Here is a 20,903-nt window from a genome sequence, read left to right on the forward strand (position 1 = left end):
CCCCGCATGAGTGAACCCAATCTTGACCTGGGCGTGGTCGGCAACGGCAGTTTCGGTGCGCTGATTGACCGCCACGGCCGCGTCGTCTGGAGCTGCCTGCCGACCTTCGACGGCGACCCTACGTTCTGCGCGCTGCTGCAGCCCAACGCCCAGGAAGGTGGCGATTTCGCCATCGAGCTGGAAGACATGACCGGCAGCGAGCAGCAGTACCTGACCAACACCGCCATTCTGCGCACCGTGCTGTATGACAAACACGGTGGCGCGCTGGAGATCATCGACTTCGCGCCACGCTGGCGAAACAACGACCGTTTCTACCGACCGGTCAGCCTGATCCGCCAGGTACGCCCGCTCAAGGGCAGCCCGCGCATCATCGTGCGCGCCCGTCCGCTGGCCAACTGGGGTGCGGACGTGCCCGACGCCACCTGGGGCAGCAACCACATCCGCTGGGTGCTGCCTGACCACGTGCTGCGCCTGACCACCGACGTGCCGCTGCGCTTCGTCCGCGACCAGCTGCCGTTCGTGCTCAACCACCCCGTGCACCTGGTGCTGGGCGTGGATGAAACCCTGACCCGCTCGATCAGCGGCTATGTGCAGGAAGCCTTCCAGCGCACCCGCGACTACTGGCGAGAATGGGTGCGTTACCTGTCCATTCCACTGGAATGGCAGGACGCGGTGATCCGCAGCGCCATCACCCTGAAACTGTGCCAGTACGAAGACAGCGGCGCGATCATCGCCGCCATGACCACCTCCATTCCGGAAGCGCCGGGCAGCATCCGCAACTGGGACTACCGCTACTGCTGGCTGCGCGATGCGGCGTTCGTGGTGCGTGCGCTCAACCGCCTGGGTGCGACCCGCACCATGGAGCAGTTCCTGGGCTACATCTTCAACCTGGCTACCGCCGACGGCAGCCTGCAGCCGCTGTACGGCATTGGCTTCGAGGCCAAGCTGGATGAACACGAAGTGGCCACGCTGGACGGCTACCGCGGCATGGGCCCGGTGCGTCGGGGCAACCTGGCCTGGGTGCAGCGCCAGCACGATGTCTACGGCAGCGTGGTGCTGGCCTCGACCCAGCTGTTCTTCGACCAGCGCCTGCAGGACCCGGGTGACACCCACACCTTCGCGCGGCTGGAACCGCTGGGCGAACAGGCGTTCGCGCTGCACGACGTGCCCGATGCCGGGCTGTGGGAGTTCCGGGGCCGCACGGAGGTGCACACCTACACCAGCGCGATGTGCTGGGCCGCGTGCGATCGCCTGTGCAAGATCGCGGTGCGCCTGAAGCTGGACGAACGCGCAACGTACTGGCGCGACCGCGCCAACGTCATGCATGCACGCATCCTGCGCGAGGCCTGGAGCGAGGACCTCGGCCATTTCACCGACACCTTCGGCGGGCATCGGCTGGATGCGTCGTTGCTGCTGCTGGCGGACATCGGCTTCATCGAGGCCGACGATGCCCGCTTCGTCGCTACCGTGGATGCCATCGGCCGCGACCTCAAGCACGGCAACGCACTGTACCGCTACGTGGCCCCGGATGACTTCGGCGAGCCGGAAACCAGCTTCACCATCTGCACGTTCTGGTACATCGATGCGCTGGCCGCAATCGGTCGCCTCGACGAGGCCCGCGAGATGTTCGAGATGCTGCTGGAGCGCCGCAATCATCTGGGCCTGCTGTCCGAAGACCTGGCCTTCGACAATGGCGAGGCCTGGGGCAACTTCCCCCAGACCTATTCGCACGTGGGCCTGATCACCGCCGCGATGCGACTGTCGCGCAGCTGGCAGGAAGCCTCATGAGCCGGCTGGTGGTGGTCTCCAACCGGGTGGCGGTGCCCGGGCAATCGATCTCCGGTGGGCTGGCGGTGGGCCTGCAGGCCGCGCTGCAGGAGCGCGGTGGGCTGTGGTTCGGCTGGAGCGGCAAGTCGGTCAAGGAAGCCAGCGGTGCCGTGCATGAACAGACCGAAGGCGACATCCGCTACGTGACGCTGGACCTCAACAAGCGTGACGTGGACGGCTACTACAACGGCTTCGCCAACCGCACACTGTGGCCCCTGCTGCATTTCCGCCTGGATCTGGTGGACTACGACCGCGCCACCCGCGAGACCTATCGCCGGGTCAACGCGTTGTTTGCCGAGAAGCTGGCCCCGCTGCTGCGCGAAGACGACGTGGTGTGGATCCACGACTACCACCTGATTCCGTTAGGCGCGCTGCTGCGCGAGCGCGGCATTGGCTGCCGCATCGGCTTCTTCCTGCACGTGCCCATGCCCTCGGCCGACCTGCTGCAGGCCATGCCCGACCACCTGCGGTTGTTCTCCAGCCTCTACGCCTACGATCTGGTTGGCTTCCAGACCCAGCGCGACGCCGACCGCTTCCAGTCCTATGTGCGCCTGTTCGGCGGCGGCCAGGTGGTGGATGGCGGGCTGCTGCAGGCACCGGGCGGACGCCAGTTCCGCGCGGCGGCGTTCCCGATCGGCATCGATACCGCCCAGATCGAGCGGCTGGCCAGGGCCGGGGCCAGCAAACCGGCCGTGCGTGATCTGCGCAACAGCCTGCGCGACCGACAGTTGGCGATTGGCGTGGACCGGCTGGACTATTCTAAGGGCCTGCCCGAGCGTTTCCTGGGCTTTGAACGCTATCTGCAGCGACACCCCGACCAGCGCGGCAGCCTGACCTATCTGCAGATCGCTCCGGTCTCGCGGGGCGATGTGACCGAGTACCGGCAGCTGCGCAGCCAGCTGGAACAGACCGCCGGCCACATCAACGGGGGCTATGCCGAACCGGACTGGACGCCGTTGCGCTATGTGAACCAGAACTTCGCGCATGCCACGCTGACCGGCTTCTACCGCGCCGCCGCGGTCGGGCTGGTGACGCCGCTGCGCGATGGCATGAACCTGGTCGCCAAGGAGTACGTGGCCTCGCAGGACCCGGACGACCCCGGCGTGCTGGTGCTGTCACTGCTGGCCGGTGCCGCCGACGAGCTCAAGCAGGCGCTGCTGGTGAACCCGCACGACCTGGACGGCGTCGCCGATGCCATCGCCACGGCCGCGACCATGCCGCTGCACAAGCGCAAGGAGCGCTGGAACGCGATGATGGACCACCTGCGCGCCAACGACATCAACCAGTGGCGTCAACGCTATCTGGAACAGCTCGAATTTGGATGATTGCGACAGAATCGGGCGCGCAGCGGGTGTCGCTTTCAACCCGAAAACGACGCTTGAACTGCACCATTCGCTATTTGTAGGGCCGCCCACTCCTATGTCGCTTTTGACCCACCCGGGATGTCGCAACCCACGCGGTTGCGACGTCCAACCGCGATAGTCGGCCTAAATGACCGGCATCTGCTGCCAATTCGCAATCTTTTTCACGACAAACTTTCATTTCGCGTTGACGAGCGGTTCCCACATTGACGTCGCAGAGCCCCTGCATGCCGCACGGGGCGATGCAACCGGGAACCTGATTGATGTCATTGCTCGACCCTTTCATTGAAGACACCGCCCTGCACATGGGACTGGGCCATCGTGCACGCCGCCTGGTGGAAGTGCTGGTCGACTACATCCGCAGCCTGCCGGGGGGCGTGGAGGGACTGCGCCAGCGCTTCGAGCAGGCCGGACTGGGCCACGAGTTCCCGGCCGGTGCGCCACCGCACCGCCTGCTGGCCAGCCAGTTCGAACGCATCGTCGGGCGCGCCCAACTGGTGGAGATGGCACGGCTTGCCGCGTTTCCGACCGGCATGTTCGCGGTGGTGGCGGCCGACCTGCTGCCGGGCCTGATCGACGTGCTGGAGCGTGAGGCGGCGGAGGCGGCCGTTGCGCCTGTCCCCGCCCGGGTGCCGCAGGTGGTGACGGCACCGCCGCGTTCGCTGCGTGGCGGTGCCTTACGCGGAGCCCTGTGGGTAGTGGTGGCCGGCGCGCTGCTGTGCCTGACGGGATGGATCCACCAGAAAACCCGCGCGCCGGCCGGCACGATGGCCCAGGTCGCGGCCGTGGCCGCCGCAGAACGTCACCAGATGCCGCGCCTGACCCTGGTGGTCAAAGACACCGGCGTGGACGTGCGCGGTCGCCTGCCCAGCGAAGCGGACCGCCGCCGGGTATGGACCGCGCTGCTGGCCCAGTACGGCCAGGCCCGGGTCGGCGGGGACATCCAGCGTGATCCGCAGACCCAGTCACCGCGCTGGCTGGATCGGCTGATCGCGGTGCTGCCTTCGCTGGACCACCCGGGGCTGGCGCTGTCGTTCAGCGGCGATGCGGTGAATGCCGATCTGGGCCGCCTGCCGGAAGCGGAGCGGGTGGCGGTCTCCGATGTGCTGCGGCGGGCATTCGGGCACCTGCCGGTCACCGGCCTGTGGGACCGCGGCCGGGTGGCGCTGGCGCAGCTGCCGGAAGCGCATGACCCGCCGCAGCTGGCCAAGGCGCTGAACAAGGGGATCGTGCGGTTTGAGCATAAGTCGCCGGTGCTGCGCGCCGACAGCATGGACACACTGCGCGCCAGTGCGCTGGCGATCCGCGCCGCCGGATCGCAGCTGCGGCTGGAGGTCGGCAGCCACACCGACAGCCTGGGCGGGTCGGACGCCAACCTGCGGCTGAGCCAGCAGCGCGCCGAAGCGGTGGTCGCCGAGCTGCGCGCCCTGGGCGTGCCGTCCAGCGTGCTGGTGCCGCGAGGTTACGGAGAAGACCATCCGGTGGCCGACAACCGCATGGAAGCCGGTCGCGAGCGCAACCGGCGGATTGTGTACACCGTGTTGCAGTGACGGGCGGGCTGGGGGGACACGCATGGCGCATGTGCGTGCGCAGGATCATGGCTTTGACACGCATGGCGTGTCACTACGATCCTTGGTCGCCCGGGTTGGGGGTCGACCGGGTTGGGTGGGTCGGGCTACCTGTAGGGACACGCCATGCGTGTCCTCGCGGTGCCCAACCTGTCCTCCGGGGTTACGGGGCCATCCACACCAACGTGGCCATCCGCCCGGTGCGCCGGTCACGCCGGTGCGAATAGAACCGCTGCGGTTCGGCAATGCTGCAGTACTGACCGCCACTGATCGCGTCGGCCTCCAGCCCCGCCGCCTGCAGCCGCCGGCGCGCCAGCGCGTACAGATCGACCTTCCAGTGCCCAGGACGGGTGGCGTCAAACGCACTCACCGCCCCTTCGTCGATATCCACGAACGCGCGATACACATCCTCACCCACCTCGTAATGCGCGGGCCCGGCAGCCGGCCCCAGCCACGCCTGCAGTCCCGACGCCGGCGTGCGCATCGCCGCCACGGTGGCCTCCAGCATGCCGTCGGCCAGCCCGCGCCAACCGGCATGGGCCGCGCCGACCTCGCTGCCATCGCGTGCGGCAAACGCCACCGGCAGGCAGTCGGCGGTCAGGATCGCCAGCACCACGCCCGGCACCGAGGTCACCGCGGCATCGGCGGTGGGCTCCACGTCCACGCCCTGCGCAGTGGGCGGGGCATCGAAACGCAGCACCCCCGTGCCGTGCACCTGGCGTAGCCAGTGCGGGGCGGACGGCAACGCCAGGCCGGGCACCAGCAGGTCGCGGTTGCGCTGCACCTGCGCCGGGTCATCCCCATCGGCGGCGTAGCGGTTGCCCATGTTGAACTGGTCGAACGGTGGCAGCGAACCGCCTGCGCCGTAGCGCAGCGTGGTGACCGCCCGCACCCCGGGGGGCGCGGGCCAGTCGGCCGGCAGTACCGGAACCGTGGGCTGCATCAGCGCCGCCCGCGTTCCAGTTCGGCGTGGTGGCGGGTGTCGTCGCGCAGCGCGTCCAGCAGCGCCACCATGTCGGCCGGCAGCGGCGCGCTGTTGCGCACCGGCTCACCGGTGATCGGGTGGGCGAACTCCAGGGTTTCCGCATGCAGCGCCTGGCGCTTGAAGCCGCGCAGCTGGGCCACCAGCTCGTCGCTGGCTCCCTTCGGCAGCTTCAGCGCACCGCCGTACAGCGGGTCGCCGACGATGGCGTGCTTCAGGTGTGCCATGTGCACGCGGATCTGGTGCGTGCGCCCGGTTTCCAGGCGGCATTCCAGCGCGGTGTGCGCGCGGAAACGCTCACGCAGACGATAGTGGGTGACCGCCTCCTTGCCGTCCTCACGCACCGCCATGCGGATGCGGTCGCGCGGGTGGCGCTCGATCGGCGCATCGGCGGTACCGCCCGACACCAGCGCGCCGACCACCACCGCCACGTACTGGCGGTGCACGTCGCGGGCCGCCAGCTGCTCGATCAGCGCGGTCTGCGCCTGCAGGGTGCGCGCCACCACCATGACCCCGCTGGTGTCCTTGTCCAGGCGGTGCACGATGCCCGCGCGCGGCAGCACGGCCAGGCCCGGGTCGCGGAACAGCAGCGCATTGACCAGGGTGCCGGACGGATTGCCCGCACCCGGGTGCACCACCAGACCCACCGGCTTGTTGATCACGAAGACGTGCTCGTCCTCGTACAGGATGTCCAGCGGGATGTCTTCCGGCTCGGCGTGGGTCTGGGTGTCCAGCACCACGGTCAGGCTGGCCACCTCGCCGCCGCGCACCGGGTCGCGCCCGCGCGCCGGCTCGCCGTTCAGCAGGACATCACCGGATTTGATCCACTCGCTCAGCTTGGAGCGCGAGAACTCGGGGAACAATTCGGCCAGTACGGCGTCAAAGCGACGACCGGCTGCGCTGTCGGGGACGATCGCCTGACGGGGCGATTCGGATTCAGTTTCGAGGTTTTCAGACATGGCTACACGCTTCAAAAGGACAAATTTGAGGTCCGGACGACCTGTTTCAGTCGCTGGACAGGCCACTAGGCTATCATCGACCCTTCGTATTCCAGCCGCGTCCCGCCCTGACCTCATGATCCGACGCTCGTCCCTGCTGTCCGCGCCCGTCCGTACCGCCGCCCTGCTGGTGGTCCTGGCCCTCGTTTCCACCGGCTGCCACCGTGGTGCCAAGGGCGACAACCCGGATGAAGGCACGCCCGTCGAAACCCTGTACGACAAGAGCCACGGCCTGATGCAGAAGGGCAACTGGAGCGGGGCTGAAACCTCCTTCCGCCGCCTGGTGGCCCAGTACCCGTACGGCCCGTACACCGAGCAGGCGATGATCGAAACCGCCTATGCCCAGTACAAGGCCGGCAAGCACGAAGACGCGGTGTCCAGCATCGACCGCTTCATCCGTACCTACCCGACCCACCGCAACATCGCGTACATGTACTACCTGCGCGGCCTGTCCAACAGCAACCGCAATACGGTCTTCCTGCGCCGCGTATGGTCGCTGGACCCGAGCCGCCGCGATCTTTCGACCCCGCGCCAGGCCTACGCCGACTTCAATATCGTGGTCGAGCGCTACCCGAACAGCCGTTACGCCGCCGACGCCCGCAGCCGCATGCTGGTGCTGCGCGACGTGTTCGCCCAGCACGAGCTGGACAACGCCCTGTACTACCTGCGCCGCGAGGCCTACGTGTCCGCCGCCGGCCGCGCCAACTACCTGCTGGAAACCTACCCGCAGAGCGCCTTCCAGTACGACGCCGTGGCCGCACTGGGCGAGGCCTACACCCACCTGGGCAACAAGACCCTGGCCGACGACGCCCGTCGCGTGCTTGAGCTGAACCAGCCCAACCACCCCTGGCTGCAGGGCGACTGGCCGAAGTACCCGTGGATGATCCGCAAGCTGAACCCGTTCGCCGGCGAGAAGTCCGCCAGCACCGGCCAGCGCAACGCGCAGATGGAACGGAAGTAAACAAACGGCCCCGCAAGGGGCCTTTTGTTTATGCGGAATCACATCACCCGTGGGATGGCATTGACGCGCATGGCGCGTCGCTACGGAACGGCGGGCAGGGTAGAGTCGGTCGACAGACGACTGCCGTGAACCGGTCCACGCCCGGTAACGCATTGAAGTCATCGAAATGAGAAGGGGCCCGCAAGGGCCCCTTGTTGTTTCAGGCGCGAACGCTCAATGATCGCGCGGTGTCAATCGCTCCACACCTCCGTGCCGTCTGATCAGCTTCGCAAGCATCTCAATGGGGGGGAGCTCTCCATCCTCGCCTTTCCTGGCCGCTCGCCTGATGGTCTTTTCCACCATCACCTCCGCATCGGACTTCAGGTGCGCGACATTCATCGCTGCATCCCAGAGCCGCGCGCATTCCCCCTCGCTGTAGCCGATCCCCAGACCATCCTCCATGAACTGAATGAGCTGGGCCGCCGCTGATTTGGCCTCGTAACTCTTCCGCACTTCATCTGGATGGTCATGGAAGAGCTTCACCTGGCCGGGACCAAAAGTGACACGGTGATAGTCCGGCTTCGGTTCGCGTGGCATCACTTGAGAGGGTTTACCTGCGCCGCCTGAGAAATTCTGACCGTGCGCCGCCTGCATCTCGCGTTGGTTCGTGCGCGGCTGCAGCTGGGGCAGTCGATCCAGAACATCGCGCAGGTGCGTATCCAGGCACGTTCCTTCACGGAACTGCAATCTTTGGTCAGTGAGAAGGTTACGCAGCCTTTCGATCTGCAATTGGCAAGAGTGGGACCTCAGCACCGGTGCACTACCCAGGGGACCGGTGAAGACGCCACCAAGACCAAAGCCAAAACGCTCATTGGCGATGTAAGCGAGTTTTTCGAAGGACTCGTTTGAAATTGTTCTGTTGCCCGATTTGCGACCCAAGGCGGTTGCGAGATCGTCTCGGTACTTGTCTATGGTGGTGGAGCGAAATGGCAGGATCTTCATGGGGAGTGACCACGACGGAGGGGACCGTCGATTGGACTGCTCACTCTGCGTTGTGGCTTTCAAAAAATGAGCGGTCGGCAAGAGTGAGCAGCCTCTTCGTTGAAGGTCACTCGTTATCGGGGAGAGTGTCCGTATTTTTGTGTTCGGGCGACGTGGGCTGCCCTGTGACAGCCCGGCTTCTTAGTACGGGCTCCGGATAAATCGGTCCCCGTAAAGTACGGCAAATTGGTTCATCGCGTTCTTCCAGCCGTGGCTGGTGCCTCCCCAGTTGGCCGTGATGTTGCGCAGCCCCAGCCAGATCAGCTTGATCGCCGCCTCGTCAGTTGGAAAATGCCCTCGGGTTTTGATGACCTTCCGCAGCTGCGCATTAACGCTCTCGATGGCGTTGGTGGTGTAGATGACACGACGGATCTCAGGTGGAAACGCGAAGAAGGGTATGACGCGGTCCCATGACCGTCGCCATGCCTGGGGCGCCGAGGGGTAGCGTTTGCCCAGCGGCGAGGCCTCCAGCGCTTCCAGGGCCTGTTCGGCGGACTCTGCATTGATGGCCTGGTAGATGGGCTTCAGCTCGGCTGCGAGAGCCCTTCGATCCTTCCAGCCGGCGTAGTCCAAGCTGTTGCGGATGAGATGCACGATGCAGGTCTGGAGAGTGGTCGCTGGGTAGACCGCCGCCAGCGCCTCGGGCATGCCTTTAAGGCCATCGGTCACCGCTATCAGTACGTCCTCCACGCCGCGCGTCTTGAGGTCGTTGAAGACCTTCATCCAGAACTTGGCCCCTTCTGTGTTCTCGATCCAGATGCCCAGGATGTCGCGACTTCCATCAGGTAGAACGCCTAATGCCAGATAGATCGCTTTGTTGCGCACTACGCCCTCGTCACGCACCTTGACGCGCAGGGCATCAAAGAACACCACCGGATACATCAGCTCCAGCGGACGCGTCTGCCACGCCGAAATCTCTTCCAGAACCTCGTCGGTCACCGAGCTGATGAAGTCCGCCGACACGTCTGTTCCATACTGTTCAGACAGAAACGCGCGGATGTCGCGGACGCTCATTCCGCGCGCGTACATCGCGACGATCTTGTCGTCAAAACCAGTGAAACGCCGCTCGTGCTTGGGAATCAGGATGGGCTGGAAGCTGCCATCCCGGTCCCGGGGAACGTCCAGTCGCAGGGGGCCATCCTCAGTCAGAACGGTTTTGCTGGACGTTCCATTTCGCTGATTGCCGGTCGATTCCGGTCGCTCGCTTCCGGGTGGGTACCCCAGGTGATGGCCCAGCTCGCCCTTCAGTGCCCGCTCAATCAAGGCCTTTTTCAGGGCTGTGGTGATGTCCAGGATCTCGCCCGCGGTCGTCGCTCCGTTGGCAAGCTGCTCAACGAGCTCGGCAGGCAGGGTAGGCAGCTGACGGGCAGCGGCCTTGGCGGTCATTTTCTTGGGTGGCATACATGATCCTTTTCAACATGTTATGCCCGAACACAAAATTCCTGACAGTCCCTTATCGGGTGTTGAAAGGCTAACGGCGGTCGTCTATCGACCGACCCTACCCCACCCGAAATTGTCGTAGTGACGCGCCATGCGCGTCACCTACATCCCAATCGGCTCAGCCCTTGTACCCGTTGCTGATCGGATAGCGCCGCTCGCGCCCGAACGCACGCCGCGACACCTTCGGGCCCGGTGCGGCCTGATGGCGCTTCCACTCACTGGTGCGCACCAGGCGCAGCACGCGGTCCACCACCTCCGGCGAGTACCCGGCCGCGACGATCTCCTCGCGTGACTGCTCCTGGTCCACATAGCGGTACAGAATGCCGTCCAGCACGTCATACGCGGGCAGCGAATCCTGGTCGGTCTGGTTGGCGCGCAGCTCCGCCGAGGGCGGACGGCTGATCACCGCCGGCGGAATCACCGGGGCACCGCCCACGGTGTTGCGCCACTTCGACAAACCGAACACTTCCGTCTTGTACAGATCCTTCAGCGGTGCATAGCCACCGCACATGTCGCCGTAGATGGTGGCGTAACCCACCGCATATTCGCTTTTGTTGCCGGTGGTGAGCAGCAGCCCGCCGAACTTGTTCGACAGCGCCATCAGAATCACCCCGCGCGCGCGCGACTGCAGATTTTCCTCGGTGACATCCACCGGCTGGCCTTCGAACATTGGGGCCAGCGCGTTCATCAGCCCCTCGAACACCGGCTCGATCGACACCGCTTCCAGCTTCACCCCCAGCGCGCGGCACTGCTCGGCGGCCAGGTCGTTGGACATGCCCGCGGTGTAGCGCGACGGCAGGCGCACCGCAGTGACGTTGTCCGCGCCCAGCGCGTCCACCGCCATGGCCAGTACCAAGGCCGAGTCGATGCCGCCGCTCAGCCCCAGCCAGACCTTCTTGAAACCGTTCTTGCGGCAGTAGTCCTGGATGCCGCGGGTAACCGCGCGCCAGGCCAGCGCGTCCATGCTTTCGTCGCCGTCATCCATCCACTCACGCGGCAGGAAGCTGCGGGTCTCGGCGTCGTAATCCACCACCAGCCACTGGTCGGTGAACGCGGCCGCCGCCGGGTGCACGGTACCGTCGCCATTGGCGACCACGGACGCGCCGTCGAACACCAGCGCATCCTGGCCGCCGACCATGTTGACGTACGCCAGCGCCGCGCCGCTTTCACGGGTGCGCTCAGCCAGCAGAGCATCGCGCTGCGCGTGCTTGCCGCGCTCGTACGGCGAGGCATTGGGCACCACCACCAGCTGTGCGCCTTCGCGCACGGTATCGGCCAGCGGCTCGGGGAACCACAGGTCCTCGCAGACCAGCACGCCCACCGGCACGCCCTTGAGTTCAAACACGCAGCTGCCGCCGTCCGGGTCGACGTCGAAGTAACGGCGCTCGTCGAACACGGCGTAATTGGGCAGTTCGCGCTTGCGGTAGGTGTGCAGCAACTTGCCGTTCTGCAGCACGCTGGCGGCGTTGTAGACCACGGTGCCGGCGCTTTGCGGCCAGCCGACCACGGCGGTGATGCCCTGCACGCTGGCGGCGATGCGCTTGAGTGCCTGTTCGCAGTCGTACAGGAAGCCCGGGCGCAGCAGCAGGTCTTCCGGCGGGTAGCCGCTGATCGCCAGTTCCGGGAACACCACCAGTTCGGCCCCGAACTCGTCGCGCGCCTCGGCGATCATCGCGACAATATTGTCGGTGTTCTGGGCGACGGCCCCGACCGGGAAATCAAACTGCGCCATCGCGATGCGGATCGAGGTCATGAGGCCGTGCCATTTGGGTGCAATGGCCTATTGTAGCGCTGGGGATTGCCCGGCAAACGGGATCATGAACCCGGTAGCGCACGACCGTTGGTCGTGCGGCGGCGCGCAGCGCCGAAGGCCGCAAACAAAAACGCCGCCCGAAGGCGGCGTTTGCAGGCGGCCAAGTGCCGACCGGCACCAACCACCGTTAAGTGCCGACCAACGGTCGGCACCTACCACCGTAAGACGCGTTGCGTCTTACTTGACCAGCTTGGCGATGGCAGCGCCCAGGTCGCCCGGCGAACGCACGGTGACGACGCCAGCAGCTTCCATGGCGGCAAACTTGCCTTCCGCGGTGCCCTTGCCGCCCGAGGCGATCGCACCGGCATGGCCCATGCGCTTGCCGGCCGGAGCCGAGGCACCGGCGATGAAGCCCACAACCGGCTTCTTCACGTGGTTCTTGATGTATTCCGCACCGGCTTCTTCAGCGTCGCCGCCGATTTCGCCGACCATGATGATGCCTTCGGTCTGCGGGTCTTCGTTGAACAGCTTCAGGCAGTCGACGAAGTTCAGGCCGTTGATCGGGTCACCACCGATGCCGATGCAGGTGGACTGGCCCAGACCCACTTCCGTGGTCTGCTTGACCGCTTCATAGGTCAGGGTGCCCGAACGCGACACGATGCCGATCTTGCCCGGCTTGTGGATGTGGCCCGGCATGATGCCGATCTTGCACTCGCCCGGGGTGATCACGCCGGGGCAGTTCGGCCCGATCAGCACGGTGTCCGGATGCGAACGGGTCAGCACGTTCTTCACGCGCAGCATGTCCAGCACCGGAATGCCTTCGGTGATGCACACGATGACCTTGATGCCGGCAGCCGCAGCTTCCAGGATGGCATCGGCTGCGTACGGCGGCGGCACGTAGATGACCGATGCATTGGCACCGGTACTCTGCACGGCATCGGCCACGGTGTTGAACACCGGCAGGTCGATATGGGTGGTGCCGCCCTTGCCCGGGGTCACGCCGCCCACAACCTGGGTGCCGTACTCGATCATCTGGGTGGCGTGGAAGGTGCCCTGCTGGCCGGTGAAGCCCTGCACGATCACCTTGGTGTTCTTGTTAATCAAAACAGACATGATGTTTCCTTCGGTGTCGGATCAGGCGGCGTTCTTGACAGCTTCAACGACCTTCTTGGCGCCGTCGTTGATGTTGTCAGCCGGGATGATGGCCATGCCGCTGTCACGCAGCAGCTGCTTGCCTTCTTCCACGTTGGTGCCTTCCAGGCGCACCACGACCGGCACCTTGACGCCCACTTCCTTCACTGCGGCGATGATGCCTTCGGCAATCATGTCGCAACGGACGATGCCGCCGAAGATGTTGACGAAGATGCCTTCCACCTTGTCCGAGGACAGGATCAGCTTGAAGGCTTCAATGACGCGCTGCTTGTTGGCACCGCCGCCCACGTCGAGGAAGTTCGCCGGCTCGCCGCCGTTGAGCTTGATGACGTCCATGGTGGCCATGGCCAGACCGGCGCCGTTGACCATGCAGCCGATGTTGCCGTCCATGGTGACGTAGTTGATGTCCAGCTCCGAAGCGGTCACTTCGGTTTCGTCTTCCTGCGTCTTGTCGCGCATGGCGACCAGGGCCTTCTGACGGAATGCGGCGTTGTCGTCGCTGTCGAACTTGCCGTCCAGCGCATACAGGTTGCCGTCGTCCAGGATGGCCAGCGGGTTGATTTCAACCAGGGCCAGGTCCTTTTCATTGAACAGCTTGTACAGGTTCACCATGATGCTGGCGAACTGGCCGGCCTGCTTGGCGGTCAGGCCCAGCTTGAAGCCGAAATCGCGGCCGTGGTAACCCTGCACGCCTTCAACGAAGTCGACGTTGAGCGAGTGGATCAGTTCCGGGGTTTCAGCAGCAACCTGCTCGATCTCCACGCCGCCTTCCGAAGAAGCGATGTAGGTGATGGTCTTGGTGCCACGGTCGACCAGCACCGACAGGTACAGCTCCTTGACGATCTCACCGGCGGTGGTCACCAGCACCAGGTTGACCGGCAGTTCAACGCCTGCGGTCTGGTAGGTGGCCATCTTGGTGCCGAGCATCTTGGCCGCAGCGGCCTTGACGTCATCGGTGGTCTTGCAGAACTTGACGCCGCCAGCCTTACCGCGACCGCCAGCGTGGATCTGGGCCTTCACCATCCAGGGGCCCTGGCCCAGGGAGTTCGCCGCTTCGACCGCTTCGTCCGGGGTGGCAGCGACCTTGCCGGCCGGAACCGGGATGCCGTACTCGGCAAGCAGCTGTTTTGACTGGTATTCGTGGAAATTCATGCGTCACCGTGGGAATAGGAACGACCGCACGCGCTTCCGGGCTCCCTCGACAGGGCGCCGGCTGGGGACCGCGGCGGGCCCACTATTGTGGACGAGCGAAGGCGACGGCGCAAAGACAGGAGACCAGATTGGCCGCTTCCGGGACGATTCCGGCGATTTTTCAGACAGTTGCGATTGCGCCGGGGCCGGCGGGGTTCCCCGGGCGGTGACGTTCCGCGCGCGATTGCCCCCTCACCCTCTACACTGGACCCCAGCCAGAAGGGGAGTTCCGGCGTGTCACCCAGCGCTTCACTGATCGACCGCATCGAATCCTTGCCGAAGCGGGAGCTGTACTTCTTTGCCCTGTACCGCGTGCTGATTACCGCGGTCATCGCCGCGCTCGTATTCAGCCCGCTGGCCAAACTGGTCGGTGAGTCCAGCCACCCCGAGCTGGCCGCAGTGGTCAGCATCGCCTACCTGTGCGTCGCGGTGCTGATTCTGCTGGCCGGCCGCAACGAGCGCTGGCTGCGCCCCATCGTGGTGGGCAGCGTGGCCGTGGACATCCTCGCCACCGCTTTGCTGGCGCATGCCCTGCCCGGTGCCAGCGCCGGCCTGTCCATGGCCCTGCTGTTCAACATCGCTGCGGCCGCCACCCTGCTGCCGCTGTCGCTGGGCTTCAGCCTGGCCCTGGCCGCCGCCGTGGCCACCGCCGGCGAGTACGTCTGGAACCTGCTGGAGAGCGGCGACCCCAACCGCACCCTGGCCGAGCTGGCCATGTTCATCACCAGCTACCTCGCCGTGGCCTTCGTCAGCTACCAGGTCGGCAGCCGTGCCCGCCGCAACCAGCAGCTGGCCAACCAGCGCGGCGAGGAGGTGGCCAACCTGTTCGAGATCAACGAACTGATCATCCGCCGCATGCGCACCGGCGTGCTGGTGGTGGACGGCAGCAACCGCATCACCCTGGCCAACGAAGCCGCCAGCACCCTGATCGGCGACAACGACGGCAACAGCGGCAGCGGCAAGCTGGAACTGGCCAGCGCCGCCCCCGACCTGCTGCGCCGCCTGCAGCGCTGGCGCAACGGCTGGAACAACGAGGAAACCCCGTTGCAGCTGTCCCCCGACCAGCCCGAGGTGCAGCCGCGCTTCGCCCGCCTGCTGGCCGGCAGCGACCTCACCCTGGTGTTCCTGGACGACTCCAGCGTGGTTTCGCGGCGCGCCGAGTCGTTGACGCTCTCGGCCATGGGCCGGTTCTCGGCCAGCCTGGCGCACGAGATCCGCAATCCACTGGCGGCGATCAACTACGCCGCCCAGCTGCTGGAAGAGTCCACCGTCATCACCGACACCGACCGACGCCTGCTGCAGATCATCCACCAGCAGTGCCAGCGCACCAACGGCATTGTGGAAAGCGTGCTCGGCCTGGCGCGGCGCGAGCGCGCCAACCCGGAAAACCTGGACCTGGCCGCCTTCGTGCGCCGCTTCGTGCTGGACTACAAGCAGAGCCTCACGCTGGAAACGGACAGCGTGGAGCCGATCATCACCGAGTCGTCGGTGCATGGCCTGATCGACCCGCGCCACCTGCACCAGATTCTGACCGCCCTGGTGCACAACGCCCTGAAGTACGGCCGCACCGGCCAGGAACCGGCGCGGGTGCGGCTGCGCGTGGCGCGCATGGAGCGTTCGGCGGTGATCGACGTGATGGACCGCGGCCCCGGCATTCCTGAAAAGGTGGCCAGCCAGCTGTTCCGCCCGTTCTTCACCACCTCCGAGCATGGCACCGGGCTGGGCCTGTACATCGCCCGCGAGCTGTGCCGGGCCAACCAGGCGCGCCTGGAGTACGTGTCCGTGCCGGCCGGCGGAGCCTGCTTCCGGCTGATCCTGCCCGGCCCGCACACCATGTTGCCGGAATGACACCGTCGGCTGTTCCAATCGTTAAAAGTGGTCAGCAACTGTCAAACATTTGTCGTTAGTGACACTCCTCGGCTATCTTCACTCCTATGAACGAAAACCGCAGCGCCCTCGTTGTCGACGACGAACGCGACATTCGCGAACTGCTGGTACTGACCCTGGGCCGCATGGGCCTGCGGATCAGCACGGCGGCCAATCTCGCCGAGGCCCGTGAGCTGCTGGCCAGCAACCCGTACGACCTGTGCATCACCGACATGCGGCTGCCCGACGGCAACGGCATCGAGCTGGTGACCGAGATTGCCCAGCACTACCCGCGCACCCCGGTGGCGATGATCACCGCCTTCGGCAGCATGGACCTGGCGGTGGAAGCGTTGAAGGCCGGTGCCTTCGACTTCGTCAGCAAGCCGGTGGATATTTCAGTGCTGCGCGGGCTGGTGAAGCACGCGCTGGAGTTGAACAACAGCGAGCGCCCCGCGCCGCCGCCGCTGACCAGCGAGCAGACCACCCGCCTGCTGGGCGACTCGGCCGCGATGGACGCGCTGCGCACCACCATTGAAAAGGTCGCCCGCAGCCAGGCCCCCGTGTACATCCTGGGCGAATCCGGCGTGGGCAAGGAACTGGTGGCCCGCACCATCCACGCGCAGAGCGCGCGTGCCGCCGGCACCTTCGTGCCGGTGAACTGCGGTGCCATTCCCTCCGAGCTGATGGAAAGCGAGTTTTTCGGCCACAAGAAGGGCAGCTTCAGCGGCGCGCACGCCGACAAGCCCGGCCTGTTCCAGGCCGCGCACGGCGGCACCCTGTTCCTGGACGAAGTGGCCGAGCTGCCCCTGCAGATGCAGGTGAAGCTGCTGCGCGCCATCCAGGAAAAGTCGATCCGCCCGGTGGGCGCGGCCACCGAGGTTCCGGTGGACGTGCGCATTCTGTCGGCCACCCATAAAGACCTGGGCCAGCTGGTGGAAGAAAGCCGCTTCCGCCATGACCTGTATTACCGCATCAACGTGATTGAACTGCGCGTGCCGCCGCTGCGCGAACGCAGCAGCGACCTGCCGCAGCTGGCCGCCTCCATCCTGGCAAGGCTGGCCCGCACGCACGGCCGCCCCACCCCGCTGCTGGCCCCTTCGGCGCTGGACGCCATGGGGCTGTACCACTTCCCCGGCAACGTGCGCGAACTGGAAAACATTCTGGAGCGCGCCCTGGCTCTTGCCGAAGGCGACACCATCAGCGCCAGCGACCTGCGCTTACCCCAGCCCGGTGCGACGCGCCAAACCGGTGTGAACACGGCGGCCACGGTGCAGGAAGAAGCCGTGGTGGACTTACCCGCCGGCAACGGTGCCCTGCCCTCGTACATCGAGCAGATGGAGCGCACCGCGATCCAGAAGGCGCTGGAAGAGAATCGCTGGAACAAGACGCGCACCGCCGCGCAGCTGGGCATTACGTTCCGTGCGCTGCGTTACAAGTTGAAAAAGCTGGGAATGGATTGACCCCAGGCTCGACACGTACCAACGATCGAACGCTCCACACGTACCAACAATCGAACGCTCCACACGTACCAACGATCGAACGCTTCCGTAGAGCCACGCCCTGCGTGGCTTCGACCATGCCGAACCACCGCATTGACGCGCATGGCGGGTCTCTACACGATCAAACGCTCCCGTAGCGACACGCCATGCGTGTCGGCTCTCCGCGCACACCCCGACAACGCGCGCCCCCAACCAAACACCCCGCCAAAACCGACACCCGGTAGCGCCGGCCGTTGGCCGGCCCATGCGGCACCGAACCCCAAGCACACCAACGGTTCCAGCAGACTCCATCGAGTCGCCTTCAACGATTCGCACGCACATCTATAGACAACCGAAACGCCGGACATACGATCCGGCCATGACTACCCCAAAGACCCCAGTCAAGAACGCCGCCCACAAAACGGCCGTAGATCGCCCCAACCCGTTCAAGACATTTGAGACCACCGAAGAGCGCCTCAAGTACCTGTACGGAAACATGACCCCGCAGGAATCGCTCGAGATCCTCCACGAAGCCGGGATCCTGACACCCGAAGGTCGCCTGAGCCCCGAGTACAAGTAGTGCCTCACCGTAGCGACACGCCATGCGTGTCGGCTTTCCGCGTGGCCCCCTCCAACGCGCGCACCTGTGGACAACTCACACCCTGGACGAAAGATCCGAACATGACTACCCCAAAGACCCCAGTCAAGAAAGCCGCCCGCAAGACGACCACCGTAAAGCGCGCGCAATCCGCCACGCAAAACCTCAAAAAGCCAGAACCCACATACACCCTGCACTTCAACAGCATCGAAGAGCGGCTTAAGTACATCTACGGCAACATGACGCCGGAAGAATCCCTCGAGATCCTCTTCGAAGCCGGAATTCTGACGCCCTCCGGCCGTTTGAGCCCCGAGTACAAATGATCGACGGGCATCTGATAGTCGGCTATCACGGCTGTGACGTAACGGTACGGGATGGCTTGGTGTCTGGCGATCTGCAGCCGCAGGAAAGCACCAATCAGTACGACTGGCTCGGCCCTGGCTTCTACATGTTCGAAGGCGATGAAGAGCGCGCCAGGTCTTTCGCTCACGCTGCAGCAGCTCAGCCAGAACGTCGACTCACCGCACGCCCGATTGCCACACCAGCGGTTGTGGGCTGCCTGTTCAGTGTACAGAGCTGCCTCGACATGACGACCAACGCCGGGCGGCTGGAGTTTGAAGACGCCTACCTCCATATGCAAGCCGGCTTTCTGCTCAATGATGAGTCCCCGCCCATTAACAGGAAGGCGAGCCACCACGATGCAGAGATCCTTCTACGAGGATTGGACCGCGCCGTGTTCTCATTCCTGCATCGGAAGAATGCGAAGCTGGGAAACGTTGGCTTCTATCAAGCCGTGCGAGGCTCATTCCGACAAGGCGTCGAAATCGCCCCGAACTCTGGCTTCCATCGCGACAGCCATACACAGATAGCGCTACGCGACTTCAACTGCATCAAAGGCTGGTTCGTGCCACCGGGCGAACGTATGTTGAGTGCCGCAGAGCTGACCGCAGCCAAGGAACGATTCGCCGCACTGTGTGCAACCACACCCAAACCTCGCAGGCGCGCATAGGCTCGATCACCAAAGGAACAGCCATGGCAACCAAAAAGCCCGCAGTAAAGATGAGCACCCGCAAGTGGGCCAAGGGAAGCCCACGTCGCCCAACCAGGGTGAAGCCAACGATGTACGCTTATTTCAAGAGCATTGAAGAGGAGCTTGCATACGTCTACGGCAGCATGACGCCAGAAGACGACGTCAAGATCCTGTACGCGGCCCGAATCCTACCCCCTTCCGGCCGCTTGAGCTCCAAATTCAAATAATCGCCCGTAGCGACACGCCATGCGTGTCGCCTCTCCGCGCACACCCCGCCCGACGCGCATGGCGCGTCGCTACACCGCACCAGCCTCCTCCCCATCCAGCACCTCAGCAACAACCATCCGCACCGCACGCCGCCGACCACCCCGCGCAGGCACAGCTTCAATCACCACTTCCCGATCTCGCGCACAAACCGCCACGCTCTCCACAGTTCCAAAGAACACCTCCAGCGAACTCGGATAAGCAACATACGTAGGCATCGGCCATCTCCAAAGGGATGCGCATCAGCACCACAGGCACAACGCGCGGGATGCAAAAGGTAACCGCGCCCACCACCAAGCGCGCACCGCCTCACAGAAGCCCCGCCACAGCGCCGCTTCGCCCAAACCCCGACGTACGCAATCACCCCAACCTGCGCGCTACGCAATCGCCCCAACCGACGCGATACACAAACCATCCCAACCTGCGCGTAGAGCCGGGCTTGCCCGGCTGCTCTTCCGGCACCAACCAACACCCCCTCCCCAAGCGCCATCAGCGCCAAAACCGACACACCACCCACCCCACCCAACACCCCAACCAAACAAAATTTCCAACACCAAAAACGACACACCCAACGCTCACAAACACGGCACCCATCACACTTTTCCATGCATCCGGCCCACTTACGACACAAATCGTTTTGCATCGCCGCACACCGAAGCACGCCGCAAAAAACAACCGCGCTCCGCTAACCTTGGATCTGTCGCATGGTGTGTCTAGGAGCGTAAGAACTCCTAGAGGAATTACATGTTGGACGACTTGTGTCGGGAGGGCGACGAAATAAAACACCCTCGCGGAAATACGTCGCGCCGGTTCCTCTAACGGTTCTTACCCTCCCGACTCTCCCGCCATCCCGGCGGGAGAGGTTCAACAGCGGAGACACACCATGAACGACGAACCAGAAGACTGGGACGACCTGACCGAAGAACAAAAAGAGTTCCGCCGACGCTTCTGGCGACCACCCAAGAGCGTGATCGTGAATGCCCTGCACCACGACGGCCTGAAGACCTACCCCGGCTGCCCCACCGTTCCCTGCTTCAAGACACGGGGCCTGTGGATGCGAGACCTGGGCATCGACACCGGAATGCGGCTGTACCTGTACCCCGAATGGCGCGGCTTCCGCTTCCATGCGGACCCGCCACCTAAGGATCAGGAGGCGGTCAAGATCTACAGAAAAGTCCGGCGCTGGTAGGGCGTGACAGTGCGAACTGACAGCGCACGTTGGAGACGAAACGGAGGACGGGCGGCGCGTAACGCCGCCCCTGTTCCCAGAATGACGCGAACAACGCAACACGAAGCCAGAACTTGACGCCGCCAACCTTCATTAAGAACTGGAATTGAAAAGCGAGGACGACGCCCTTTTCGCCGAACTGATGGAAAGCGTTTTGGAAGCAGACCGCATGCTGAGGGCGAACAA

Annotated in this window: 18 protein-coding genes; 11 read left to right on the top strand and 7 right to left on the bottom strand. The window is 64.8% G+C overall.

Annotated elements, in window-relative coordinates; translation table 11 throughout:
• The first annotated feature begins 6 nt into the window (after window positions 1-6).
• The 3 genes from PDM29_RS02645 (at window position 7) to PDM29_RS02655 (ending at window position 4,738) form a co-directional block, all read left to right on the top strand.
• Window positions 7-1,788, top strand: a complete 1,782-nt coding sequence (locus tag PDM29_RS02645; RefSeq protein ID WP_311192354.1) for a glycoside hydrolase family 15 protein — start codon at window positions 7-9, stop codon at window positions 1,786-1,788.
• The gene (gene otsA / locus PDM29_RS02650; RefSeq protein WP_311192355.1) at window positions 1,785-3,152 is read left to right on the top strand and encodes an alpha,alpha-trehalose-phosphate synthase (UDP-forming); all 1,368 of its coding nucleotides are present in this window, start codon (window positions 1,785-1,787) and stop codon (window positions 3,150-3,152) included. Before PDM29_RS02645 ends, otsA begins: the two co-directional genes overlap by 4 nt.
• A 299-nt stretch (window positions 3,153-3,451) precedes the next feature.
• The gene (locus tag PDM29_RS02655; RefSeq protein WP_311192356.1) at window positions 3,452-4,738 is read left to right on the top strand and encodes an OmpA family protein; all 1,287 of its coding nucleotides are present in this window, start codon (window positions 3,452-3,454) and stop codon (window positions 4,736-4,738) included.
• Between the two features lie 181 nt (window positions 4,739-4,919).
• Here the strand turns inward: PDM29_RS02655 and pgeF are convergent, their stop codons facing one another.
• The gene (gene pgeF / locus PDM29_RS02660) at window positions 4,920-5,699 is read right to left on the bottom strand and encodes a peptidoglycan editing factor PgeF (protein WP_311192357.1); all 780 of its coding nucleotides are present in this window, start codon (window positions 5,697-5,699) and stop codon (window positions 4,920-4,922) included.
• A complete protein-coding gene (rluD, locus tag PDM29_RS02665) occupies window positions 5,699-6,697 on the bottom strand; it encodes a 23S rRNA pseudouridine(1911/1915/1917) synthase RluD (protein WP_311192358.1) in 999 nt (332 codons plus the stop codon). Before rluD ends, pgeF begins: the two co-directional genes overlap by 1 nt.
• A gap of 115 nt (window positions 6,698-6,812) precedes the next feature.
• On the opposite strand from rluD, the gene PDM29_RS02670 reads away from it, so the two are divergent.
• Window positions 6,813-7,697, top strand: coding sequence for an outer membrane protein assembly factor BamD (locus PDM29_RS02670; RefSeq protein ID WP_311192359.1), 885 nt, complete (start codon window positions 6,813-6,815; stop codon window positions 7,695-7,697).
• Between the two features lie 213 nt (window positions 7,698-7,910).
• Here PDM29_RS02670 and PDM29_RS02675 read toward each other — a convergent pair whose 3' ends face one another.
• The 5 genes from PDM29_RS02675 to sucC all read right to left on the bottom strand — a co-directional run bounded on the left by PDM29_RS02675 (window position 7,911) and on the right by sucC (window position 14,214).
• Window positions 7,911-8,678, bottom strand: coding sequence for a hypothetical protein (locus PDM29_RS02675; protein WP_311192360.1), 768 nt, complete (start codon window positions 8,676-8,678; stop codon window positions 7,911-7,913).
• 180 nt (window positions 8,679-8,858) lie between these two features.
• Complete coding sequence (locus PDM29_RS02680) at window positions 8,859-10,118, bottom strand: IS256 family transposase (protein ID WP_311190592.1); 1,260 nt, start codon at window positions 10,116-10,118, stop codon at window positions 8,859-8,861.
• Window positions 10,119-10,275: 157 nt separating this feature from the next.
• Window positions 10,276-11,910, bottom strand: a complete 1,635-nt coding sequence (locus PDM29_RS02685; RefSeq protein ID WP_311192361.1) for an NAD+ synthase — start codon at window positions 11,908-11,910, stop codon at window positions 10,276-10,278.
• Between the two features lie 237 nt (window positions 11,911-12,147).
• Window positions 12,148-13,023, bottom strand: a complete 876-nt coding sequence (sucD, locus tag PDM29_RS02690) for a succinate--CoA ligase subunit alpha (RefSeq protein WP_017356169.1) — start codon at window positions 13,021-13,023, stop codon at window positions 12,148-12,150.
• A gap of 21 nt (window positions 13,024-13,044) precedes the next feature.
• The gene (gene sucC / locus PDM29_RS02695; protein WP_311192362.1) at window positions 13,045-14,214 is read right to left on the bottom strand and encodes an ADP-forming succinate--CoA ligase subunit beta; all 1,170 of its coding nucleotides are present in this window, start codon (window positions 14,212-14,214) and stop codon (window positions 13,045-13,047) included.
• Between the two features lie 273 nt (window positions 14,215-14,487).
• On the opposite strand from sucC, the gene PDM29_RS02700 reads away from it, so the two are divergent.
• From PDM29_RS02700 to PDM29_RS02730, 7 genes are all read left to right on the top strand, one after another.
• Window positions 14,488-16,101 (top strand): sensor histidine kinase, encoded by a 1,614-nt coding sequence (locus tag PDM29_RS02700; RefSeq protein WP_311192363.1) that lies wholly within the window; start codon window positions 14,488-14,490, stop codon window positions 16,099-16,101.
• A gap of 86 nt (window positions 16,102-16,187) precedes the next feature.
• The gene (locus tag PDM29_RS02705; protein ID WP_311192364.1) at window positions 16,188-17,579 is read left to right on the top strand and encodes a sigma-54-dependent transcriptional regulator; all 1,392 of its coding nucleotides are present in this window, start codon (window positions 16,188-16,190) and stop codon (window positions 17,577-17,579) included.
• Between the two features lie 397 nt (window positions 17,580-17,976).
• On the top strand, window positions 17,977-18,177 hold the full coding sequence (locus tag PDM29_RS02710) for a hypothetical protein (RefSeq protein ID WP_311192365.1): 201 nt from the start codon (window positions 17,977-17,979) through the stop codon (window positions 18,175-18,177).
• 101 nt (window positions 18,178-18,278) lie between these two features.
• On the top strand, window positions 18,279-18,518 hold the full coding sequence (locus PDM29_RS02715) for a hypothetical protein (RefSeq protein WP_311192366.1): 240 nt from the start codon (window positions 18,279-18,281) through the stop codon (window positions 18,516-18,518).
• Window positions 18,515-19,204: a hypothetical protein gene (locus tag PDM29_RS02720; RefSeq protein WP_311192367.1), complete on the top strand. Its 690-nt coding sequence runs from the start codon at window positions 18,515-18,517 to the stop codon at window positions 19,202-19,204. Before PDM29_RS02715 ends, PDM29_RS02720 begins: the two co-directional genes overlap by 4 nt.
• A gap of 23 nt (window positions 19,205-19,227) precedes the next feature.
• A complete protein-coding gene (locus tag PDM29_RS02725) occupies window positions 19,228-19,452 on the top strand; it encodes a hypothetical protein (RefSeq protein ID WP_311192368.1) in 225 nt (74 codons plus the stop codon).
• A 920-nt stretch (window positions 19,453-20,372) separates the two neighbouring features.
• Window positions 20,373-20,678 (top strand): hypothetical protein, encoded by a 306-nt coding sequence (locus PDM29_RS02730; RefSeq protein ID WP_311192369.1) that lies wholly within the window; start codon window positions 20,373-20,375, stop codon window positions 20,676-20,678.
• The last annotated feature ends 225 nt before the right edge of the window (window positions 20,679-20,903 follow it).

Origin of the sequence: Stenotrophomonas oahuensis (assembly GCF_031834595.1) — a bacterium.
Classification (GTDB): Bacteria; Pseudomonadota; Gammaproteobacteria; order Xanthomonadales; family Xanthomonadaceae; genus Stenotrophomonas; species Stenotrophomonas oahuensis.